Annotated in this window: 19 protein-coding genes; 8 read left to right on the forward strand and 11 right to left on the reverse strand. The window is 70.6% G+C overall.

Annotated elements, in window-relative coordinates; translation table 11 throughout:
• Positions 1-205: 205 nt before the first annotated feature.
• Positions 206-1,894 (reverse strand): alkaline phosphatase D family protein, encoded by a 1,689-nt coding sequence (locus SMIR_RS27030; protein ID WP_212728422.1) that lies wholly within the window; start codon positions 1,892-1,894, stop codon positions 206-208.
• A gap of 142 nt (positions 1,895-2,036) precedes the next feature.
• The gene (locus SMIR_RS27035; RefSeq protein WP_168491015.1) at positions 2,037-2,681 is read right to left on the reverse strand and encodes an HNH endonuclease family protein; all 645 of its coding nucleotides are present in this window, start codon (positions 2,679-2,681) and stop codon (positions 2,037-2,039) included.
• Positions 2,682-3,136: 455 nt separating this feature from the next.
• On the opposite strand from SMIR_RS27035, the gene SMIR_RS27040 reads away from it, so the two are divergent.
• Together SMIR_RS27040 and SMIR_RS27045 are read left to right on the forward strand one after the other, a co-directional pair.
• Positions 3,137-3,718 (forward strand): TMEM165/GDT1 family protein, encoded by a 582-nt coding sequence (locus SMIR_RS27040; protein ID WP_168491013.1) that lies wholly within the window; start codon positions 3,137-3,139, stop codon positions 3,716-3,718.
• A gap of 231 nt (positions 3,719-3,949) precedes the next feature.
• Positions 3,950-4,609, forward strand: a complete 660-nt coding sequence (locus tag SMIR_RS27045; RefSeq protein WP_212727492.1) for an HAD family hydrolase — start codon at positions 3,950-3,952, stop codon at positions 4,607-4,609.
• 527 nt (positions 4,610-5,136) lie between these two features.
• Here the strand turns inward: SMIR_RS27045 and SMIR_RS27050 are convergent.
• Entirely contained in the window at positions 5,137-6,084 is a 948-nt protein-coding gene (locus SMIR_RS27050) for a peptidoglycan-binding domain-containing protein (protein ID WP_212727493.1), read from the reverse strand.
• A 188-nt stretch (positions 6,085-6,272) separates the two neighbouring features.
• Here SMIR_RS27050 and SMIR_RS27055 point away from each other — a divergent pair, with 188 nt between their 5' ends.
• Positions 6,273-8,405, forward strand: a complete 2,133-nt coding sequence (locus tag SMIR_RS27055) for an MDR family MFS transporter (protein WP_168491009.1) — start codon at positions 6,273-6,275, stop codon at positions 8,403-8,405.
• A gap of 33 nt (positions 8,406-8,438) precedes the next feature.
• On the opposite strand, the gene SMIR_RS27060 is transcribed toward SMIR_RS27055, so the two are convergent.
• Positions 8,439-8,942 carry a GNAT family N-acetyltransferase gene (locus tag SMIR_RS27060; RefSeq protein WP_212727494.1) on the reverse strand — a complete coding sequence of 168 codons (504 nt, stop codon included), beginning with the start codon at positions 8,940-8,942 and terminating at the stop codon, positions 8,439-8,441.
• A gap of 192 nt (positions 8,943-9,134) precedes the next feature.
• On the opposite strand from SMIR_RS27060, the gene SMIR_RS27065 reads away from it, so the two are divergent.
• Together SMIR_RS27065 and SMIR_RS27070 are read left to right on the forward strand one after the other, a co-directional pair.
• Entirely contained in the window at positions 9,135-9,803 is a 669-nt protein-coding gene (locus tag SMIR_RS27065) for a hypothetical protein (RefSeq protein ID WP_212727495.1), read from the forward strand.
• 13 nt (positions 9,804-9,816) lie between these two features.
• On the forward strand, positions 9,817-10,461 hold the full coding sequence (locus SMIR_RS27070; RefSeq protein ID WP_212727496.1) for a hypothetical protein: 645 nt from the start codon (positions 9,817-9,819) through the stop codon (positions 10,459-10,461).
• 78 nt (positions 10,462-10,539) lie between these two features.
• Here the strand turns inward: SMIR_RS27070 and SMIR_RS27075 are convergent, their stop codons facing one another.
• Positions 10,540-10,944: a DnaJ family domain-containing protein gene (locus tag SMIR_RS27075; protein WP_168491002.1), complete on the reverse strand. Its 405-nt coding sequence runs from the start codon at positions 10,942-10,944 to the stop codon at positions 10,540-10,542.
• A 141-nt stretch (positions 10,945-11,085) separates the two neighbouring features.
• Here SMIR_RS27075 and SMIR_RS27080 point away from each other — a divergent pair, with 141 nt between their 5' ends.
• Positions 11,086-11,481 carry an FHA domain-containing protein gene (locus SMIR_RS27080; RefSeq protein WP_168491000.1) on the forward strand — a complete coding sequence of 132 codons (396 nt, stop codon included), beginning with the start codon at positions 11,086-11,088 and terminating at the stop codon, positions 11,479-11,481.
• Between the two features lie 46 nt (positions 11,482-11,527).
• Here the strand turns inward: SMIR_RS27080 and SMIR_RS27085 are convergent, their stop codons facing one another.
• A complete protein-coding gene (locus SMIR_RS27085) occupies positions 11,528-12,199 on the reverse strand; it encodes an O-methyltransferase (RefSeq protein ID WP_168490997.1) in 672 nt (223 codons plus the stop codon).
• Positions 12,200-12,254: 55 nt separating this feature from the next.
• Positions 12,255-13,598 carry a glycine betaine/L-proline transporter ProP gene (proP, locus tag SMIR_RS27090; RefSeq protein WP_249938485.1) on the reverse strand — a complete coding sequence of 448 codons (1,344 nt, stop codon included), beginning with the start codon at positions 13,596-13,598 and terminating at the stop codon, positions 12,255-12,257.
• A gap of 412 nt (positions 13,599-14,010) precedes the next feature.
• Between proP and SMIR_RS27095 the strand changes: the two genes are divergently transcribed.
• Positions 14,011-16,062 (forward strand): bifunctional glycosyltransferase 87/phosphatase PAP2 family protein, encoded by a 2,052-nt coding sequence (locus tag SMIR_RS27095; RefSeq protein WP_212727497.1) that lies wholly within the window; start codon positions 14,011-14,013, stop codon positions 16,060-16,062.
• Here SMIR_RS27095 and SMIR_RS27100 read toward each other — a convergent pair.
• Positions 16,016-17,641: a DUF8823 domain-containing protein gene (locus SMIR_RS27100; protein WP_212727498.1), complete on the reverse strand. Its 1,626-nt coding sequence runs from the start codon at positions 17,639-17,641 to the stop codon at positions 16,016-16,018. The genes SMIR_RS27095 and SMIR_RS27100 overlap by 47 nt on opposite strands.
• 205 nt (positions 17,642-17,846) lie before the next feature.
• Positions 17,847-19,082, reverse strand: coding sequence for a cytochrome P450 (locus tag SMIR_RS27105; RefSeq protein ID WP_212727499.1), 1,236 nt, complete (start codon positions 19,080-19,082; stop codon positions 17,847-17,849).
• A gap of 292 nt (positions 19,083-19,374) precedes the next feature.
• Here SMIR_RS27105 and SMIR_RS27110 point away from each other — a divergent pair, with 292 nt between their 5' ends.
• Positions 19,375-20,544, forward strand: a complete 1,170-nt coding sequence (locus SMIR_RS27110) for a steroid 3-ketoacyl-CoA thiolase (protein WP_168490995.1) — start codon at positions 19,375-19,377, stop codon at positions 20,542-20,544.
• Here SMIR_RS27110 and SMIR_RS27115 read toward each other — a convergent pair.
• Entirely contained in the window at positions 20,528-20,731 is a 204-nt protein-coding gene (locus tag SMIR_RS27115) for a DUF397 domain-containing protein (protein WP_168490993.1), read from the reverse strand. The two genes, SMIR_RS27110 and SMIR_RS27115, sit on opposite strands and share 17 nt — an antisense overlap.
• Complete coding sequence (locus SMIR_RS27120) at positions 20,691-21,539, reverse strand: helix-turn-helix domain-containing protein (protein WP_168490990.1); 849 nt, start codon at positions 21,537-21,539, stop codon at positions 20,691-20,693. The genes SMIR_RS27115 and SMIR_RS27120 overlap by 41 nt, the downstream gene beginning before the upstream one ends.
• Between the last annotated feature and the right edge of the window lie 59 nt (positions 21,540-21,598).

Here is a 21,598-nt window from a genome sequence, read left to right on the forward strand (position 1 = left end):
GGATCGCCGTCCGCTGTGGGATGCGTCACGGGTATCTCACGGGGTCCTCACGCACCCCTCGCACCGCTGTCACGCTTGCTTCACAGGCGCGTTGTGGACGACCGAGGGAGACTGCGGACACTCATGAACCGACCGCGGGCGCTCGTGAGCCGAAAGCGCACGCTCACGAACCGACCGCTGACGAGCACGAGTCGATCTCGGACGCTCACGAACTGATCTCGGACGTTCGTGAACCGATATCGGACTCCATGACCGTCCGCAGCCGGGCGGCGCCCCCGTCCTTCCCCGCGCGGGCCTGCTCCAGCCGCAGCCGGGCCGAACGTCCTTGCAGGGTCAGGGTCATGAGCTGGTTGCCGAACCAAGGGCCGCCCGTTTTACGCCAGTCGACAGGTGGCCGGTCGCACTTGCCGTGCCCGGTGAACCGGCGCCCGATCGCCCGCCCGACCGCGCTCCACCCGAAGCGGAAGCCGAGCCGTATGGAGAGGGGGATGGAGTTGTGGACGGGGGAGCAGGTCAGCTGGAGGACGCGGGCGTCGGGGGAGCGGGGGGAGTCGGGCGTCCCAGAGGTCCCGGAAGGCCACTGGGGCTCGGCGATATAGGCGTGGTGGACGTCTCCGGACAGCACGGACACCGTCGCCGGGGCGTCCGGCCCGGAACCGGCCTCGGCGATCAGCTCCGCGAGCGCGGCGAAGGAAGCGGGGAAGGCCGCCCAGTGCTCCAGGTCGGCCCGGCGGCGTAGCTTCTCCCCGAATCGGGCCCAGCGCGGGCCCCGTTCACCCCGGCACAGGGCGGCGTCCCATGTCTCGGCGTCATGCACGAGGTGGGGGAGCAGCCAGGGCAGTGAGGTGCCGATCAGGAGGTGGTCGCAGGAGCCCGGCGCGTCCAGCGCCTGCTCGCGCAGCCACCGCTCCTCGCCCGGGTCCAGCATCGCCCGCCGGTCCTCGGCCAGCACGCGGGCCGCCCGGGTGTCCACCATCAGCAGCCGTACGCGGCCGAAGTCGCGGCGGTAGCTCCAGCGGACGGAGGCCGGATCGGCGTCGGACTGGGCGGCGAAGGCGCTCAGCACGTCGGTGCCGTCGGGGGTCTCGCGGACGGCGGCGTACAGGGCGTCCTCGGCGAGTTCGCGCGGTGAGAGGTTGCCGAGGTGCTGGTGGACCCAGTACGACATCAGGCCGCTCATCAGCCGCTCGCGCCACCACACCGTGGCCCGCATGTCGGCGAGCCAGGAGGCGCTGGTGTTCCAGTCGTCGATCACGTCGTGGTCGTCGAAGATCATGCAGCTGGGCACGGTCGACAGCAGCCAGCGGACTTCCGGGTCGAGCCACGATTCGTAGTAGAGGCGGGTGTACTCCTCGTAGTCCGCGACCTGGTCGCCCGGGGGGTCCGCGAGGTTGCGGCGGGCGGCGAGCCAGCGCTGGGTGGCCTTCGAGGTCTCGTCGGCGTACACCTGGTCGCCCAACAGGAGCAGGACGTCCGGCCGTTCGCTCTCGGGCTCGCTCGCGATACGGGCCGCCAGTGTGTCCAGCGCGTCGGGCCCGACCGGGTCCTTCTCGTCCGCGGGCGGCGCGGCCCAGCGGCAGGAGCCGAAGGTGACACGGACGGCGTCTTCCTCGCCCCGGGTGCGGACGACCGAGGGCGGGAAGGGGGAGTCGGCCGGCGGCCAGACACCGACGCCGTCCAGCAGCACCTCGTAGGCGGTGTCCGTGCCCGGGGTCAGACCGCTCACCGGCACCAACGCGTAGTGGTGCCCGGCGACTTGGAAGGTGCGGGCCGAGCCGCGGGCGCCGTCGGCGCAGCGCACCTCGGCGGTGCACGGACGGCTCGCCTCGACCCAGAAGGTCGCGGACGAGCCGTCGACGTACCTCAGCAGCGGTCCCAGGCGCAGTTCCGCCAAGGTGATCACCCCTCTCCGTCGCCCCGTACGGTACGGAACGACGGAGATGAGCGGGGAGGTTCCGGGAACTGCGCCGGTTTCCGTGGGGGGAGGGGACCGGTGGGGATCCGTGGGGGGATCGGTGGGGGGATCGGTGCGGGGATCAGCAGCCGCTGAGGACCGAGCTGAGCTTGCTCTTCTCCGCCGAGTCGACCTTGAGGTTGTAGTAGTACTTCACCTGGACCCAGGCGCGGACGTAGGTGCAGGCGTAGGAGCTGAGCGGGGGCATCCACTCGGCCGGGTCCTGGTCGCTCTTCTGCTGGTTCACGTTGTCCGTGACGGCGATGAGCTGCGGCCGGGTCACGTCGTTGGCGAAGGCCTGGCGCTGGGCGGTGGTCCAGGCGCTGGCGCCGGAGTCCCAGGCCTCGGCGAGCGGGACGAGGTGGTCGATGTCCAGGTCGGAGGCGGCGGTCCAGGTGGCGCCGTCGTAGACCGAGTACCAGGTGCCGCTGGTGGCGGTGCAGGCGGAGTTGGTGACGACGTTCGAACCGTCGCGCTTGAGGACGTACTCACGGGTGTTGCAGGTGCCGCTGATGGTGATCCAGGTGGGGAAGAGATCACGGTTGTAGCCGGTGCGGTTCTCCGTCGCCACGGTGAGCGAGGCGAGGTAGGTGCGCGCGGTGGCGGCGCTGACCGGGGTGGGGAGCGCGGCGGAGGCGGTCGGGCCGTTGAAAATCCCGACCATGGCTATCAGGCCGGTGAAGGCTGCGAGTATGCTCAGCCGTCGACGCGCGTAGACCTTTGGCATGCGAACTCCCTTGAGGTGGGGGGACGTTGGGGCGAGCGGGCCCATGCTCGCGGTGGCGCATTTCCGGAAGGTGTGAAGCAGGTAAGAAGCTAGTGACGTGCGCATGACATGCCAAGGGGTTCGGGGTAATCGGTTTCTGTGGATCGGGAAGCGGGCTCCGAGGCGTTGTGTGAGGGGCCCGGGACCTATGGCCCTGTCCGGCCCGTTTCGTCATCCCGTAGGATGGATGGCGCAGAAGGGGAGTAGCTCTTCGCCGGACCGTCGACATACTGCTCAGCTCGTCTGAGCCGGCGCCCGGAGGCAGACCGTCACGGTCGGCCAGCGAGACCTTCGGCAGAGCAGTGCACTGTCCGCGCGTACGTCCTCGTGCGGGCGCCGATGTGTGCTGCCGTGCCGAGGTGTCGCGCAGCAGTCACAACACTCTCGGTGGGGCAGCCCCGACCGATTGAGGGATTTTGATCAGCATCACCGTGATGGCGCTCGTCTTCGGCGTCGTCTTCCTCGCCGAGTTGCCGGACAAGACCGCGCTCGCCGGGCTCGTCCTCGGCACCCGCTATCGCGCCTCGTACGTCTTCGCGGGCGTCGCCGCCGCCTTTGCCGTGCACGTCGCGCTCGCCGTCGCCGCGGGCAGCGTGCTGACCCTGCTGCCGCAGCAGATCGTGCACGCGATCACGGGTGTGCTGTTTCTCGCCGGTGCCGCCGTGCTGCTCCTGAAGAAGGGCGAGGACGAGGAGGAGATCCGCGATCCCGCGAACCAGAGCTTCTGGAAGGTCTCGGGGGCGGGCTTCATGCTCATCCTGGTCGCCGAGTTCGGTGACCTCACGCAGATCATGACGGCGAACCTCGCGGCCCGGTACGACGACCCGCTCTCGGTCGGCCTCGGTGCGGTGCTCGCGCTCTGGGCGGTGGCCGGACTCGGCATCGTCGGCGGCAAGGCCCTGATGAAGCGGGTTCCGCTGGAGCTCATCACCAAGGTCGCGGCCATGCTGATGCTGGCGCTGGGGGTCTGGAGTCTGTACGAGGCGGTGGCGGCCTGAGCCGTCGGCGTCCCGCTCGTCGGGGTGCCGGTCGGGGTGCCGGTGAAAGGCCCGAGGCTCGTCCTGGTCGGAGGCGGTGGCGCCGGCCCCCCTCGTTTTGTATCGTAGAGAAACAAAGTGGCTCCCGTCCGCACTCCCTGACCGGCGGGCGGGGCCGCCTTGTCCCCGGGGGACCCGGTGCTGATCCAACGGACGCCCCCGGCCCCTTCCCCCGCGCCCTGGAGCCTGCCGATGACGGCCACCACCGTTCTGACCGCCCGCGCCCTCCTGCTCGACATGGACGGCACCCTCGTCAATTCGGACGCCGTGGTCGAGCGCTGCTGGCGCCGCTGGGCCGAGCGGCACGGGCTGGACGGGGACGAGGTCATGAAGGTCGTCCACGGGCGGCAGGGGTACGCGTCGATGGCGGTGCTGCTGCCGAACCGGCCGATGGAGCAGAACTACGCCGACAACGCGCGCATGCTCGCCGAGGAGACCGCCGACATGGACGGGGTCGTCGCGATTCCGGGTGCCGCGGAGTTCCTTGCCTCGCTGGGCGCGGTGCCGCATGCCCTTGTCACCTCCGCGGATGTGGGGCTGTCCACGGCGCGGATGGCTGCCGCCGGGCTCGGGATGCCCGATGTGCGGGTCACCGCGGAGTCCGTCGGTGCGAGCAAGCCTGATCCCGAGGGTTTTCTGAAGGGCGCCGCCGAGTTGGGTGTGGCGCCGGAGGACTGTGTCGTCTTCGAGGACTCGGGGGCCGGGATTTCCGCTGGGCGGGGTGCGGGGATGCGGGTGGTCGGGGTGGGGCCCCGGGCCGGCTTCCATCGTCCGGATGTCGGCGTGCGTGATCTGACGCAGGTGCGGGTGGAGGTTGTCGGGGACGGGACGGTACGCCTGCACGTCGGCTGATGCCCGGTTTCCTCGCCCCTGCCGCCCCTACCCTCCCCCAAGCTCTCGGCTTCGCTCGAGCAGGGAGGACCCCCATCATCCCTGGGGGCTCCGCCCCAAGACCCCCGGGGTGTGTCCGTCGGCTGCGGGCGAGTGGGGGCCGATCGCGCAGTTCCCCGCGCCCCCGGGCCACGGGGCTACGCCCAGGCCCTCCCATCGGCCTGAACGGCCGCGTCCTCAAACGCCGGACGGGCTGAACATACGAACCGGCGCCGACAAGAGCGCCCCGTCAGGGGCGCGGGCAACTGCGCGCCAAGCCCCCACTGCCCCGCAGTCATGCCAATCGCGCGGGTGGGGGACGCGGGGCGAAGCCCCGCTCAGCCCCCACCGGCCGACAGCCGAACGGATCGGGTGGGCGGGGGATGCGGGGCGCAGCCCCGTCTTAGGGGCGCGGGGAACTGCGCGATCGGCCCCCGCCGGGCCGCGGGCGAGGAACTCACCGAACCCGCCGGACCGCGGGCGAGGAACTCACCGAACCCGCCGGACCGCTACGGCGTCCTCGTCTCACCCTCGAGGCTCGTCCGTGTCGCCGCCCCGTACACCCCGGACTCGTCGCCCCTGATGCCGCGCGCCCACTGATAGCGGCGTACCGCGTCCTCGACCTGGCCGGAGTACGTACCGTCGGCCTTGCCGGTGTAGAGGGACAACTGGCGCAGGCGCAGTTGGAGTTCGGTGACCTCGGAGCCCTTGTCGCCGCGGCGCAGGGTCTGGGCGGGCTGATCGCCCGTGGAGCCCTGGCCCGGCGCCAACGATGCGGCCGCGGTGGGCGTGGGTGTAGACGACGGTGAGGGCGTGGGCGGCTGGGAACGCGTCGCCGACGCCGAGGGGGACGGGCTTCCGCTGGGGGACGGGGGTGGCGCGGTCGCTGTCGTTGCCGTGGTTGTGGGGGACGTGGCGCCCTCGGGGGCCGACCCCGAGTCTGATCGTGACGACGGGGACGACGGCGCCGATGTCGGCGTCGGTGACGGGTCCGGCACGCTCGCCCGTACATCGTCCGGCAGTGCCCTGTCCCGCGCGGGGGCGTCGTACGAGAACAGCCCGCTCGCGAACCCCGCCGCCGCCACGACCGCCACCGCGGCCCCGGTCACGGCCAGCAGGGCCGTACGCCGTCGGCGCCGGGGAGGTTCCTCCAGGAAGGGGGCCGGGGGCGGGTACGGGGGTTCGTTCCCGGAGTCGACGTGTCGTGCGGCGGTGGCGGCCTCCGACGGCACCGTACGCAGACGCATGGTGGCGGGGGAGGGAGAGGACTCGGTCGCCGGCAGATCCACGTACGGGCGTATGCGCAGGGGATCGAAGTCCTCCGCCGCTGCCGCCTCCGCCGTGCGCGCGTCGCGCAGGGCGTCGGACGCGCGCCGGGTGCAGGCGCAGGACGGGGTGCCGTCCGGCGTCCGGGGCGCGGCGCACTCGGGGCAGACATGCCCGTTCGGTTCAGTCACGCGTTGGGTCCCTCCCCCTGAGACTCGCCCCCCGGAACTCCCGAGGTTAGTCACATCCACCACACCTTCTCCCAGGAGCCCCCGGAATCCCGCGTTCCGCACGCGTTACAAGCTTCAACAGGCCATAACCCGCCATACCGACCACCATGGAGGGTGACCGAGACCCCAGGGGCTCATGGGAGGTCCGCATGACGGGCGAGACACCCGGTGATGTGCACGACCCGGACGCGCCGCCGCACGACCCCCCGTACGGCGTGAACGAGTCGGCCGTGCGGAGGCGCTCGGCGGCCGCCGTCGACGCCAAGGAGGCGCCGGTGCACGGCAGCGTCGTCGTCTCGATCGGCGCGCTGCTGCTCGGCATGCTGCTGGCCGCCCTCGACCAGACGATCGTGTCGACCGCGCTGCCCACCATCGTCAGCGACCTGGGCGGGCTCGAGCATCTGTCGTGGGTGGTCACCGCGTATCTGCTCGCGTCGACCGCGGCCACTCCGCTGTGGGGCAAACTCGGCGACCAGTATGGCCGGAAGAAGCTGTTCCAGGCCGCGATAGTGATCTTCCTCGTCGGGTCCGCATTGTGCGGAATGGCGCAGAACATGGGTGAGTTGATCGGCTTCCGGGCCCTTCAGGGCCTTGGTGGCGGTGGGCTCATCGTGCTGTCCATGGCGATCGTCGGCGACATCGTCTCGCCGCGCGAACGGGGCAAGTACCAGGGGCTGTTCGGAGCTGTCTTCGGTGCGACGAGCGTGCTCGGGCCACTGCTCGGCGGGCTGTTCACCGAGCACCTCAGCTGGCGCTGGGTCTTCTACATCAACCTGCCGGTCGGCGTGGTCGCGCTCATCGTGATCGCGGCGGTCCTGCACATCCCGAAAAAGTCCGCCAAGCACGTCATCGACTACCTCGGCACGTTCCTCATCGCCGCGGTCGCCACCTGTCTCGTTCTCGTGGCCTCGCTCGGCGGCACCACCTGGGGGTGGAGCTCGCCGCAGATCATCGGTCTCGCGGTGCTCGGTGTCCTGCTCGCCGTGGCCTTCGTGGCGGTGGAGCAGCGGGCGGCCGAACCCGTCCTGCCGCTCAGGCTCTTCCGCATCCGCACCTTCACCCTCTCCGCCGTCATCAGCTTCATCGTCGGTTTCGCGATGTTCGGCGCGATGACCTATCTGCCGACCTTCCTCCAGGTCGTCCGGGGTGTGAGCCCCACCCTGTCCGGCGTGTACATGCTGCCCATGGTGTTCGGGTTGCTGCTGTCCTCGACCGTCTCCGGGCAGATCGTCAGCCGTACCGGACGCTGGAAGGTCTTCCCCATCGCGGGCACCGGTGTCACGGCGCTCGGTCTGCTCCTGCTCCACCAGCTCGACGAGCACAGCAGTACCGGAGAGATGAGCGTGTACTTCCTCGTCTTCGGCCTGGGCCTCGGCCTGGTCATGCAGGTCCTGGTCCTGATCGTGCAGAACGCGGTCTCGTACGAGGATCTGGGCGTCGCCACCTCGGGCGCCACCTTCTTCCGGTCCATCGGCGCCTCGTTCGGCGTGGCCATCTTCGGCACCGTCTTCGCGAGCCGCCTCGGCGACAACCTGGTGGCCGTGCTGAGCGGAAGGCGACTCCCCGCCGGCATCACGCCGAACAGCCTCAAGGCCGACCCGAAGGGCATCGCCGATCTGCCGTCGGCGCTCCGCCAGCCCGTCCTGCACGCGTACGCCTCGTCGATCACCGACGTCTTCCTGTACGCCGCCCCGGTCGCCCTGCTCGGCTTCGTCCTGGCCTGGTTCCTGCGCGAGGACAAGCTGCGGGGTTCGGTCACGGCACCCGACATCACCGAGACGCTCGCCACCAATCCCGTGGAGCGGTCGTCGTACGACGAGGTGTGCCGGGCGCTTTCCCTGCTCGGCACCCGGGAGGGGCGGCGGGAGATCTACGAGAAGATCACCGCGCGGGCCGGGTACGACCTGCTGCCCGCCGCGAGCTGGCTGCTGCTGCGGATCAAGAAGTACGGCTGGGCGGAACCCGCGCTGCTGGCCGAGCGCAGCACCGTACCGCTGCCCGTCGTACTGGCCGCGGCCCGGCAGTTGGAGGAGCGCCGCCTCGCCGCCCGCGAAGGGCTCGACCTCGTCCTCACGGACGAAGGCCGCGAGGTCGCCGGGAGGCTGGCCAAGGTCCGTGAGGAGTCCCTGGCGGAGCTGCTCGGCGACTGGTGGGGTCCGGACCGCCCGACCGATCTGACCAAGCTGGTCAAGGAGCTGAACGGCGAGCTGTGCGGCTCCGACGGGGAGCGGCCGCACGACGGGACGGTGCCGCGTGCGCATCCGCGCGGGACACCGGCGTGAGTCCGCACACCGGCGTGAGTCCTCCGTCGGACTTCAGGGCGTCAGCTTCTTCGTGAACCAGTGGTCGGCGTAGGTCTCGTCGTTGTGCGGCTCGGTCTCCTCGTAGCCATGCCGCGCGTACAGGGCGCGTGCCTCCGTCAGGTCGCCCCGGGTGTCGAGGATCAGCCGCTCGGCGCCGAGGCCGCGCGCCGCCTCCTCGGCCGCCGCGAGCAGCAGTGGCGCGCCGCCTCTGCCGCGCAGTTGCTCGCGCACGAACACGCGCTTCAGCTCACCCGTCGTGGTGTCGAGCATCCGCACCCCGGCCATGCCGCCGGGGTCGCCGTCGTACCGCGCGACCAGCAGCACCCCGCCGGGTGCCTGGAACTCGGCACCCGTGGCCGCCGCGATCTCCCGCTCCAGTTCCTCGGGGTCGGTCGGGTGCCCCTCGTGCAGCAGGTACCAGCGGTCGCTGACCTCCGTGTAGTACGCGCGCCACAGTGCGGCGGCGACGGAGGAGTCGAAGGGCTCGGGGGCGATGGTCCAGGTCATGGCCGCCATTGTCGGGAGGCGCCGCACCCTTGCCGCAAGTGGATTTCGGCGGGGCGCCGCTGAGAGGGCGTCCGTGACGGGTCCATGGCGGATGTGTGAGGGATCCGTGGCGGCGTCCGTGGTGGGTTCGTTTGAGTGCGGGGTTCCGGGCAACCCGGTCCTCGAACCGGCCCGTCGGGTCGAGAACCCCGGAAGGCACCCATGTCCACAGGCCTCATCATCGCTTTGATCGTGATCGTGGCGGTCGCCGTCGTCGCGGCCGCGCTGATCCTTTTGGCCCGCAGGCCGCAGGGCGGGCGCACACTGCGGCGGCGCTTCGGGCCCGAGTACGACCGTGCCGTCGCCCAGCACGACGGCGACGCCAGGGCCGCCGAGCGTGACCTCGCCGAGCGGGTGAAGCGCCACGGCTCGCTGCGTGAACGGCCGCTGGAGCCCGCGGCCCGCGACGAGTACGCGGCCCGCTGGGGGGCCGTTCAGGAACGCTTCGTCGACTCGCCCCAGGAGGCGGTGGCCGAGGCGGACCGGCTGGTTGCCGAGCTGGCCGGCGCACGTGGCTTCCCCGACGGCGAGCGCTACGAGGAGCAGCTCGACGCGCTCTCCGTCCACCACGGACACCATCTGCACGGCTACCGGCGCGTCCACCAGGCCACGTACGCCCCCACCTCGGGCGCCGACGGCAGCACGGAGGAGCTCCGCGCGTCCATGGTGGACGCCCGCGCCCTCTTCGAGGAGCTGCTGGCCCCGGTTCGCGAGGACGCCCGCCAGGGCACCGCCGACACCGCCCCTGCCGCGGCATCCGTCCCGGACGAGCGTTCCCACCGAGCCCATGTTCCGTCGGTACTGACCAGGCGTCATGCGAAGGGGAGTTGAGGAAGTGAAGAGGATGACTTCGGACAACGGCAATGAGAACACTCCGCGTCGCGAGGCGATGTCGGGTCGCGGCGACGTCGACCCCCTCGTCCACCGGCACGCCCAGGACGCCCAGGACGCTCCGGCGACCGGACCCGGCACCCCGGCAGACCCGGCCGTCCGCGACCCCGGTGAGGTCCCCGGCGGCATGGGGTCCCGCGAGACCGCGAACCCGTCACGCTCGACAGCCGGCGACACGCGGAGCATGCCCGCCGACGACCGCGACACCCGCGCCGGACAGGGCGCCCCCGTGCGCGCCGGGCAGGGCGCCCCCGTGCGCGCCGGGCAGGGCGGCCCCACCCCCGCGGAGCAGCGCGGTACCGGTCCGCAGGGTGATGGCGACGGGGCGCTGCTGTCGCACGACGAGTGCGACAAGTACTCGTTGCGGTTGCAGCACGCGGTCGGCGGGTTCGTGGACGGCCCGCGGGCGTCCGTCGAGGAGGCGGACCACGTCCTGGAGGAGCTGACCACAGAGTTCACGGACGCCATGACCCGGCGCCGCCGCAACCTGCGGACGACCTGGCAGGCGGCCGGTGAGAGCGACACGGCCGACACCGAGAAGCTGCGGCTCGCCCTGCGCGACTACCGCGAGGTCACCGAGCGGCTCCTGCACCTGTAGGAGGCCGAACCGTCGAGTGTCACAGTGAGGCCGCGCCCCGGACCATGTTCCGGGGCGCGGCCTCACCCGTCGACGGGATCATCCGGCCCGGCGCTCGCGCCACTCCCGGACGATCTCGTCCACGTCGTACGGCTTGAGGCCGAGGGGAGGTCCCGGCGGCGGCTTGAACATGACCTCGCGGATCTTGGCGTTGATGTCCTCGACGATCCGGCGTACGACCCGCTCCGAGGGCGCCACCGATGCCGCCGCGAGCGCGTCCTCGGCCTCCTTGCGCAGGGCCAGCGTCGGCGGCAGGACCGACAGCCCCTCGCGGGCCATCTTCCGCTTGATCCACCACAGTTCGTCGTACGACGTGTCGGTCACCTCGGGCATGGGCTTGCCCGCACCGGGCAGGTCCGCGAACTCGCCGCGGGCCTCCGCCTCACGGATCTGTCGGTCGACCCAGGTCTCGAAGCTGACCCCGGGTGGCTTCCGTTCGGTCATGCGTCCATTGTGCCGTACGACACACGATCGGACGATCGGACGATTTATCATGCGGCGGCGGCGCGTCAACCACACTCGGTACCAGGAGGGTTGAAGCGCCGCGACGCGACCGGATGAACGCTGTAACTCGAAGGAGCGCACGTGCTCGAACTCACCATGGCCTCGGTCACCGGGGCGGACGCTGGTGCGACGGCCGGAATGCTGATGGCCGACGCGCCGAGCGACCCCGGAGCCGTGCTGCGGGTGGGCCGGGACCGGGCCGTGTGCCGGCTCGCGACCCCCGACGACTGGCTGTTCGTCTCCCGGGTCCACCTGGAGTTCCTGTGCGGCCCGGACGGCACCTGGCAGGTCACCTGGCTGCACGGGTCACGCCCGGAGCCCTCCGCCGAGGTACGGCTGACGCTGGCCGGACTGCCGACCCGGACCGTCCCGTACGGCGGGACGGCGAAGCTCCCCGCGGGCGGTTCGGGGGAGATCGTCATCCTCGACCGCACGGGACCGCACAGTGTGAACGTGGGTTTCTACCACGAGGCCTGAGCGCCCCCGGAGGGGGACCTGAGCGCCCCGGTGGGGGAAACGCGCGTCAGGCCAGCACGCGCGCCAGCGCGAACCCGTCGTACCCCTTGCTGCCCACCGTCTGGATCGCCGTACCGCTCAACTTCGGGTGGGTGGCGATCAGTTCGAGGGCGGCCCGGGTGCCCCGCACGCTCGGTTCGGCGCTGCCCGCCTCGGTGACCCGCCCGCCGCGCACGACGTTGTCGACGACGATCAGGCTGCCGGGGCGGGTGAGCTTGAGGGCCCACTCGACGTAGCGCGGGTTGTTCACCTTGTCGGCGTCGATGAACACGAAGTCGAACGGCTCCGGGTTCTCCTCGGCCAGCTTCGGCAGCGACTCCAGCGCGGGGCCCACCCGCACCTCGGTGATCTTGTCGAGGCCCGCGCGGGCGAGGTTGCGGCGGGCGACCTCGGCGTGCGTGGCGTCGTACTCGAAGGTGATCAGCCGGCCGTCCGCCGGGAGCGCGCGGCCCAGCCAGATGGTGCTGTAGCCGCCGAGGGTGCCGATCTCCAGGATGCGGCGGGCGCCCTGGATCTCGGCGAGCAGCTGGAGCAGCTTGCCCTGGTTCGGCGCGACAGCGATCTGCGGCAGCCCCGCGGCGTCGCTGTCGCGCAGGGCCGCCGTCAGTGCCTCGTCGGCGGGGGCGAGGAGGGTGGCGAAGTAGTCGTCGACGTCGTTCCAGAGCTGCGACTCGCTCATGAACCATGCCTTTCGTATGCCTAGTTAGATGCCCTAACTAGTCCCGCGGGCAAAGCTACACGGCGGGCGCGGAGCCCGGCAGCGGGCGCCCCGCCGATTCGGTCATGAACCACACCGCGACACCACCGATCACGGCCGCGGCCATCATGTAGTAGGCGGGCATCATCATGTTCCCGGTCGCCCCGATGAGCGCCGTGGTCACCAGCGGGGTCGTACCGCCGAAGAGCGAGACGGAGACGTTGAAGCCGATGGACAGCGAGCCGTAGCGGACCTTCGTCGGGAAGAGCGCGGGGAGCGCGGCGGGCATCGCGGAGGTGAAGCAGACCAGCAGCAGGCCCAGCGCGCCCATGCCGAGCGCGACCGCGAGCAGACTGCCCTGGCGGATCAGCAGGAGTGCCGGGACGGACAGGGCGAGGAAGCCGACGCAGCCCGCGGCGATCACCGGGCGGCGGCCGATCCGGTCGGTCAGCGCGCCCGCGAAGGGCTGGACGATCATCATCAGCGCCATCACGCCGAGGACGACCAGCAGGCCGTGCGTCTCGTCGTACTTCAGCTCGCTCGTCAGATAGCTCGGCATGTACGACAGCAGCATGTAGTCGGTGACGTTGAAGACCAGCACCAGACCGACGCAGAGCAGCAGCGCGCGCCACTGGCCCGCGACCATCTCGCGCAGCCGCACCTTGGGGCGGTCCGCCTCCTTCTTGGAGGCCTTCGCCAGCTCCGCCGCGAACGCCGGGGTCTCTTCCAGGCGCATGCGCAGATACAGGCCGATGATGCCCATCGGGCCCGCGATCAGGAACGGGACGCGCCAGCCCCAGGACAGCAGGTCATCGGTGGACAGGAAGGCGGTCATGAGGGTGACCAGGCCGGCGCCGCCGATGTATCCGGCGAGCGTGCCGAACTCCAGCCAGCTCCCGAAGAAACCGCGCTTCTTGTCGGGCGCGTACTCGGCGATGAAGGTGGAGGCGCCCGCGTACTCGCCGCCGGTGGAGAAGCCCTGGACGAGCCGGGCCGCGAGCAGCAGCAGGGGAGCGCCGACGCCGATCGTGGCGTACGAGGGGATCAGGCCGATCGCGAAGGTGCCCGCCGCCATCATGATCATGGTGAGGGCGAGGACCTTCTGACGGCCGACGCGGTCGCCGAGCGGGCCGAAGACCATGCCGCCGAGCGGGCGGACGAGGAAGGCCGCGGCGAAGGCGCCGAAGGTGGACAGCAGCTGCGCGGTGGGGTTGCCGGAGGGGAAGAAGACCTTGCCCAGCGTCACCGCGATGTAGCTGTAGACACCGAAGTCGAACCACTCCATCGCGTTGCCGAGGGCCGCCGCCTTGACGGCCCGCTTGACCAGGGCCGGATCGGTGACGTAGGCCTCGGGCGGCGCGGGGGTCCGGGGTCGGGGCATGGCGGGGGTGACTGCTGTGGCGGACGGCAAGGGCATGCCCTTCGTAGGGGACGGGGACGTGGCTCACCCGGAAGTGGGCCGAAAAGCGACCATAGGGGCACTCGCCCGCGTAACGTGCCGTAGGCAACTCGATGCATAGTGCAAGTAAATGCGCCGTACGCAGGGGTGTAGGCCTGGCCACGCACCGCTTTTCCGGGGCCCGTCTGTGAGCTATGTCGCGAACGAAGGGGGGAACCGGAACCGTGCGCGCACTATCGTCATCCGGACAAAAGGCGGGAGGCCGTCAGGTGAAGAGGGGGTTGCCTGCGTCTCTCAACCGGGGCGTGCGAGCCTCATAAGGGTCCGGGCGGAGTCCGGCCGCACGGGACGCACGGGGTGAACGGGACAAACGGGGTGGGAGGGTCGGCGGGGCGTGGCGAACGTTGAGCACGGCGGGACAGCGGGCAATGCCTTCGGGGCGGGGGCGGCGGAATCGGCGAGAGCGAGACTGCGCGCGATCCGGATCGGGCTGTGGGTGATCGCCGCGATCCTCGCGATACGGCAGGTCACCGTCGTGCTCAGCACCCCGAAAGGTGAGCGGCTGACGGACCTGGAGACCTGGGTCGGACCCAATGGCGTCCTGCATGTGAAGGGATCGCTGTACGACTCGACGCAGTTCACCGGCACCCCCTTCGGAGGATTCGTCCTCAAACCCCTCACCCGCGCCGCCGAACAGGCGCTCGGCTGGGGCTGGACCTTCGGCAGCCTCTCGCTGGTCGTCGTGCTCGGCCTGGTCGTCGCACGCGCTCTGCCCCAGCCGGTGAGCCGGCGCACCGCCCTGCTCGCCGCGCCCGTCGCGATCAGCCTGCTGATGCTGTCGCTGCCGGTGCGCAACGCCCTCTACCTCGGCCAGACCAGCATCATCCCGGTGCTGCTCGTCCTGCTGGGCTGCTTCGCCGTCCGGGGCGAGCGCGCCAGCGGCCTGCTGATCGGCGTCGCCGCCGCCCTGCAGCCCACCATGCTGCTCTTCGCGCCGCTGCTCTGGTTCACCGGGCGCCGCCGCGCCGTCGAGTCCACCGCGATCACCTTCGCCGGCCTCGGCGTGCTCGCCTGGGCCGTGATGCCGCACGACTCCACCACCTACTGGGTGCACCACCTGGCGGGCGTCGGCCTCGGCGGGGACGCCGACGACCTCTCCAACCAGTCGCTGCACGGCGCGCTGCTGCGGCTCGGCCTCAACGGCCCGCTGGAGATCACCCTGTTCCTGCTGCTCGGCGCCGCGGTCGCCGCCCTCGGCCTGCGCCGCGCCATCCGCTACGCGCGGGACGGGCAGCTGCTGCTGGCCGTGGCGATCACCGGCTGTGTCGCCGTCGTCGTCTCGCCCACGTCCTGGCAGCACCAGCTGCTGTGGGTGCTGCTTGCGCTGGTCGGCCGGGTCGGCAAGAAGACCTCGGACCGCCCCATGTGGCCCGTCGCCGTCATCCTCGTCATGACGCTGCCCGCGAAGATGATGCTGCCGAACATGGCGGCGCTCTTCCCGCTGCGCGACAACGTGGTGCTGCTCGCCGCGCTCGCCGCCGCCACGATCGTGCCGTTCCTCTCCCGCACCTCGGAGTACTACCGGGCGCCGATACCCACCGACTACGCCCGGCCCGTCCCCACACGCTGGAAGCGGTTGCCGCTGCTCCCCTTCCTCGGCCGCGTGTTCACCCGCCCGAACCTGCTGCTCGAACTGCTCCTGATACGCGTCGGCTACTCCGCCTACCAGCAGGTCAGGCTCGCCGCGACGGGCGGCACCAACGCGGGCGGCCGGACCACCGCCGAACACCACGGCGCCCAGATCCTCTCCATCGAGCGGTTCCTGCACATCGACATCGAGCACTGGGTCAACCACACCGTGTTCAAGGTCGAGTGGCTGCGGGACTTCTTCGACTTCTATTACGAGTCGTTCCACTTCGTCGTCCCGCTCACCGTCCTCGGCGTGCTCTATGCCCGCCGCCCCGGCGACTACCGCTGGGCGCGCTCGGCGCTCGGCTTCGCCACCCTGATCGCGCTCCTCGGCTTCTGGCTCTTCCCGCTCGCCCCACCGCGCCTGATGCCGGGCCTCGGCATCATCGACACCGTGCACGGCGTGCAGGACTTCTCCAAGCCGGACTACGGCACGCTGACCGCGCTGACCAACCAGTACGCGGCGATGCCCTCGCTGCACTTCGGCTGGTCCCTGTGGTGCGGAGTCGTCATCGCGGTCCTTGCGCCCAAGTGGTGGATGAAGGCGCTCGGCCTGCTGCACCCGCTGTTCACGGTCTCCGCGATCGTGGCGACCGGCAACCACTGGGTGCTGGACGCCATGGGCGGCGCGGCCGTCGTCGGCGCGGGCTTCGGCCTGACCTACCTCCTCCAGGGGCCGCGGCCGAGGCCGCTGATGAAGCCCGTGGAGGTCAGCACGAAGGATCCGGTCCCGGTGACGGGGCGTACCCCGAGCTGATCCGGTACTCACCCGGCTCGGTCACCGTCAGCCGCGTGAACTCGCCGTCCCGTGTCAGGCAGCCGCCCGGCGCGCGCAGCCACGGTGAGTACGCGACCCGCACGGTCACCGGGCCGGGCACCGGCATCCGTACGTCCACCTCGGCGCTCGTCGTGCGCAGCACGGAGGCGGGCGCCGACACCAGCGGTACGGCGTCGCGCACCCGCAGCACCTGCCAGTTGGCGTCGCTCCACACCGGTTCCAGCCACGCGGGCCGGCTCCTCACCAGCCGCGCCTCCGCTTCGGCGAACCCGTCCGGCTTCCCCGCCGGCAGTACGACGAATCCCACCGCCCAGCGGTCCAGCCAGGCCCGATAGGTCGCCTCAGAGAACGTGCCGTCGTAGAACAGCCGCCCCCGCTCCATGTCCAGCTGACGGTTCCAGCCGCGCGCCAGGTTCACATGCGGGGCGAGCGCGGAGGCCTCGCGGTGGTTGCGGGCCGGGACCACCTCGACACGGCCGCGGCCGGCGCCGAGCCGCTCCAGCGTCCGTACGACACCGTGGGTGTCGGCGGCCCAGGCGGGCACGGCCGTGGACACCTCCAGGTCATCGATGGTCTTCTGCCCGACCCAGGCGACGGAGAGGACGAGCGCCACCACCAGCGCGATCCGCCGCACCAGGTGCGGCCCGGGCGCGGTGAGCAGCGCCGCAAGGAGCGCGGCGGGCGCGAACAGCTCCGCGAACCGCTCCACGTTCGTCCCCACCGGGGAGGCGATCAGATACGTCAGCACGGTCCCGGCCGCGTACACGACCCCGCACCACCGGGCCACCCGCCAGCCGCGCGGGGCCAGCGTGGCGACGGTCAGCCCCAGCAGCACGGGCGGCCAGATCCGGCCCGAGGGCATCAACTGCTGTCCGGCGAAGGGGAACAGCAGCGTGGTCGCCCCGACGACGACCACCGGCGGCACCAGCAGCACCCCGGCCCGCACCCGGTCCCGTACGGCGAGATGTCCGGCGCCCACCACCACCAGGAACAGTCCGGCCACCGGACTCGCCATGGTCGCCAGCGCCGCGTACGCCGCCGCAGGCAGTGCCCGCCGCTCGCCCGTCAGCAGCACGCAGGCGGCGAGACCGAGGGCGACGCCGAGCGCGAAGGTGGTGCGCCCCGAGGCGACGTTGCACCACAGCGCGAGTGAGGCCAGCAGCGCCGGGCCCACCGGTCGCCGTATCCCCGTGCGGGCGATCAGCACGGCGGCCAGCCAGGTGGCGGCGAGCCCGGAGACCACCGTCACCGGGCGCACACCCAGCGCGGCCATCAGATACGGCGAGATCAGGCTGTAGTTGGCGGTATGCATCCCGCCGTACCAGAAGAGGTTGTACGGCGATCCGCCGTGCCGCGCCACGAACTCCGCCCACGCCACCTGGGCCGCGAGATCACCACCGCCGGTCGCGAGGAAGGCCCACCACACCGCGTACAGCGGCAGCACGGGGAGGGTGACGAGGAGGGGGAGGCGGTGGCGCAGCCAGAACGCGTGAGGCGGGCGCTTTCGGCGTACGGCCGGGTGGTCGGGCCGGACGGGGGTCAGCTCGGCAGAGACCACGGTGCACCGGTTCCGTTCGAAGCGTGGGTTGTCTTCGGGGTGGGGGTATGGCTGAGCCACCGGTGAAGACGCGAAACGGAACGGAGACGTTCATCGGAGGTTCGTCTCGGGGGAGGCAGGGGCGGGGCGTAGGGGGGATGCCCCTGCCTCCCGCGGGACGGGCCGACGGGCACCGGGAGTCCGTCGGCCCGAGCGTGCGGTGCGGTCAGCCGGCGTCGACCTGGAGTTCCTTGACGCCGTTGATCCAGGCGGAGCGCAGCCGGCGCGGGTCGCCGACCAGGGTGAGGTTCGGCATCGCGTCGGCGATCGCGTTGAAGATGAGGTCGATCTCGAGGACGGCCAGGGACTTGCCGAGGCAGTAGTGGGGGCCTCCGCCGCCGAAGCCGAGGTGGGGGTTGGGGTCGCGGGTGATGTCGAAGGCGTCCGGGTTCTCGAAGACCTGGGGGTCGTGGTTGGCGGAGGCGTAGAAGATGCCGACGCGGTCGCCCTTCTTGATCTGCTTGCCGCCGAGTTCGGTGTCCTGGGTGGCGGTGCGCTGGAAGGAGACCACCGGGGTCGCCCAGCGCACGATCTCCTCGGCCGTGGTCGCCGGACGGGTGCTCTTGTACAGCTCCCACTGCTCGGGGTGGGTGAGGAAGGCGTGCATGCCGTGGGTGATGGCGTTGCGGGTGGTCTCGTTGCCCGCGACCGACAGCATCAGCACGAAGAAACCGAACTCGTCGGAACCGAGGTTGCCCTCGTCCTCGGCCGCCACCAGCGTGCTGACGATGTCCTTCGCCGGGCACTGCTTGCGGTCGGCGGCCATGTTCATGGCGTACGAGATGAGCTCGGCGGCCGACTCGGCGCCGACCTCCTCGGTGATGGCGTACTCCGGGTCGTCGTACGCGATCATCTTGTTGGACCACTCGAAGATCTTGATGCGGTCGTCCTGGGGGACGCCGATCAGCTCGGCTATCGCCTGGAGGGGCAGTTCGCAGGCGACCTCGGTGACGAAGTCGAAGGGTCCCGAGTGGGCGCGGGCGCCCTCGACGATCGCGAGGGCACGGGAGCGGAGCCGTTCCTCCAGCGCCCGGATGGCCCTTGGCGTGAAACCGCGTTGCACGATCTGGCGGACGCGGGTGTGCTCGGGTGGGTCCATGTTGAGCAGGATCAGTCGCTGGGCGTCGATCGCGTCGCGCTGCATGTGTTCATGGAAGCGGATGATCGCGGTGTTGAGGTAGGAGGAGTAGATCTCCGGGTGCGTGGAGACGTACTTGACGTCCGCGTGCCGGGTGACCGCCCAGTAGCCCTCGTCCTGGAAGCCGGCCAGACCGGCGGGTTGGGGGATCCAGCGGACGGGTTCGGCCCGGCGCAGTTCGGCGAACTCCGGCAGAGGCACGCGGTGGTGCAGCAGATCGGGGTCGGTGAAGTCGAACCCGTCGGGCAGCGCGGGACAGGGCATCGGCGACCACCCACCATTCTGACGGTCCATCAGGAATCCGGAATTGCCGTGAAGGTAGTAACGGGTTCTATAAGTCGCAAGAGGTACGGCGCCCCGAATTCCGTGGGGAGTTCGTGCAGATCACGACTTCGAGCGCTGCACGACCCTTGCGGCGCGGGGGCTCCGATCCGCAGACTGCACACAGAACTGGTACGCGTTCTAGTTCTGCGCGGTGGGTGGGCCGGGACGCCCCGCGCTGCGCGGGTCAGCAGGGCCTGGCCGCCGGACAGGCCTGAGGAGAGGACGAGCCCCCATGGCCGCGGAACCCGTGATCGTCGAAGCCGTACGCACCCCCATCGGCAAGCGAGGTGGCGCGCTCGCCAACCTCCACCCCGCCTATCTCCTGGGCGAGACCTACCGTGAACTCCTCGGCCGTACCGGCATCCACGCCGACTGCGTCGAGCAGATCGTCGGCGGCACGGTGACGCACGCCGGCGAGCAGTCCATGAACCCCGCGCGCACGGCCTGGCTCGCCATGGGCCTGCCGTACGAGACGGCGGCGACGACGGTCGACTGCCAGTGCGGCTCTTCGCAACAGGCCTCGCACATGGTGGCCAACATGGTCGCGGCGGGCGTCATCGACGTCGGCATCTCGTGCGGGGTCGAGGCGATGTCGAGGGTGCCGCTGGGCTCCGGCTCCAAGCACGGCCCCGGAAAGCCGTTCCCGGACGAGTGGAACGTGGACCTGCCCAATCAGTTCGAGGCTGCCGAGCGCATCGCGCGGAATCGTGGCCTGACGCGCGAGAACGTCGACTCGCTCGGGCTCGTCTCCCAGGAGCGCGCCGCGAACGCCTGGTCGGAGGAACGCTTCAAGCGCGAGACCTTCGCCGTCCAGGTGCCGACCACCGAGGACGAACAGCGGGCCGGACAGGGCATGTGGCGCCTCGTCGACCGCGACGAGGGACTCCGCGACACGACCATGGAAGCACTGGCGGGCCTCAAGCCGGTGATGCCGACCGCCGTCCATACAGCGGGCAACTCCTCGCAGATCTCGGACGGCGCGGCGGCGATCCTCTGGGCGTCCAAGCGGATGGCCCGGGCGCTGAAACTGCGTCCGAGGGCGCGGATCGTGGCCCAGGCACTGGTGGGTTCGGACCCGCACTTCCATCTGGACGGCCCGATCGACGCGACGCGCGCGGTGCTGGGCAAGGCCGGGATGTCCTTGAAGGACATCGACCTCGTGGAGATCAACGAGGCGTTCGCTTCAGTGGTGTTGAGCTGGGCCCAGGTCTTCGAGCAGGACTTGGAGAAGGTCAACGTGAACGGCGGTGCGATCGCGCTCGGGCACCCTGTCGGGGCGACGGGTGCCCGGCTGATCACTACTGCCCTGCACGAACTGGAGCGACGGGACAAGGAGTTCGCGCTGATCACCATGTGCGCGGGCGGTGGACTGGCCACCGGGACGATCATCCAGCGGTTGTAGTCCACGAGACGAAGGTGGCGAAGGCGGCGGGGGCGATCGTGAGGATCGGTCCCGCCGGGTTCTTCGAGTCGCGTACGGCGATGGTGGTGGCCGGGGTTTCGGCGATCTCTATGCAGTCGCCGCCCTGGTCGCCGCTGTAGCTGGACTTACGCCACCGGGCCCCGGTCGGGATCGAGTTGCTCTCCATAGCGTTCCTCCATCACGTGCCGGATCAGCGCCGCCGAGTCCTTGAGGGAGAGTGCGGCGGCTCGGAGATGATCGTAACGGAGCGAACAGTCCGTGACGGTGTCCGGGTTGGCGGTCGGATGCCCGCTTCCATAGCCCTCGGTGTAGACGATGGCCGGGTCGTTCGTGAAGCGGTAGCGGTTGAATGAGCCTTGAAGTCCTGCGTGCGCACCCGCTGAGTACGGCAACACCTGGATGTTGATCCGGGGGTTGCTCTCGAATGACAACAGGTGGGCCAGTTGCTCCCGCATGGTCTCCGCGCCGCCGATCTCCTGACGCAGAGCGGCCTCACTAATGACCGCCCAGAACACGGGCGGCGCCTCCTTCTCGAAGATGCGCTGACGGGCCAGTCGCACGGCGGTCCGATCGTCGAGGTCCATGTCGTCCAGTGCGCCGAGCACAGCACGTACGTACGCCCCGGTCTGAAGAAGACCATGGACCATGTGGGTCTGGAACGTGCAGATCTCGACCGCCCGCGCCTCCAACTCCGCCACCTGTTGGAACCAGGCCGGAAGTTGACTACGCATCACCAGTCCGACCAGCCGGGACAGTAACCCACCCGTCCCCAGCGCCGCGTCCACCCGCTCACTGAACTCCGGCGTCGGCAGCTTCCTCGCCGTCTCGATCTGGCCGACCAGCGAGCCGGTGTAGTTGACGATGTCGCCGAGCTGGCGTTGCGTCAGGCTTGCGGATTCACGATGGCGCCGCAACTCGAACCCGTAGTAGTCGAGCGGGGAGGCGCCCGGGTCGAGGATGTTGATATGGGTCACGTACGGCCCCTCTCGCGCGCAACTCGGTCCACTCCGGGACCCGTTGTATTCGTTCCGTA

The organism is Streptomyces mirabilis (assembly GCF_018310535.1).
GTDB lineage: Bacteria > Actinomycetota > Actinomycetes > Streptomycetales > Streptomycetaceae > Streptomyces.

Coding starts and splice junctions, on each gene's coding strand:
- SMIR_RS27045 (WP_212727492.1), top strand. CDS start 3,950: ATGACGGCCACCACCGTTCTGACCGCCCGCGCCCTCCTGCTCGACATG.
- SMIR_RS27055 (WP_168491009.1), top strand. CDS start 6,273: ATGACGGGCGAGACACCCGGTGATGTGCACGACCCGGACGCGCCGCCG.
- SMIR_RS27075 (WP_168491002.1), bottom strand. CDS start 10,944: ATGACCGAACGGAAGCCACCCGGGGTCAGCTTCGAGACCTGGGTCGAC.
- SMIR_RS27115 (WP_168490993.1), bottom strand. CDS start 20,731: ATGGAGAGCAACTCGATCCCGACCGGGGCCCGGTGGCGTAAGTCCAGC.
- SMIR_RS27085 (WP_168490997.1), bottom strand. CDS start 12,199: ATGAGCGAGTCGCAGCTCTGGAACGACGTCGACGACTACTTCGCCACC.
- SMIR_RS27070 (WP_212727496.1), top strand. CDS start 9,817: ATGACTTCGGACAACGGCAATGAGAACACTCCGCGTCGCGAGGCGATG.
- SMIR_RS27035 (WP_168491015.1), bottom strand. CDS start 2,681: ATGCCAAAGGTCTACGCGCGTCGACGGCTGAGCATACTCGCAGCCTTC.
- SMIR_RS27110 (WP_168490995.1), top strand. CDS start 19,375: ATGGCCGCGGAACCCGTGATCGTCGAAGCCGTACGCACCCCCATCGGC.
- proP (WP_249938485.1), bottom strand. CDS start 13,598: ATGCCCCGACCCCGGACCCCCGCGCCGCCCGAGGCCTACGTCACCGAT.
- SMIR_RS27105 (WP_212727499.1), bottom strand. CDS start 19,082: ATGCCCTGTCCCGCGCTGCCCGACGGGTTCGACTTCACCGACCCCGAT.
- SMIR_RS27065 (WP_212727495.1), top strand. CDS start 9,135: ATGTCCACAGGCCTCATCATCGCTTTGATCGTGATCGTGGCGGTCGCC.
- SMIR_RS27060 (WP_212727494.1), bottom strand. CDS start 8,942: ATGGCGGCCATGACCTGGACCATCGCCCCCGAGCCCTTCGACTCCTCC.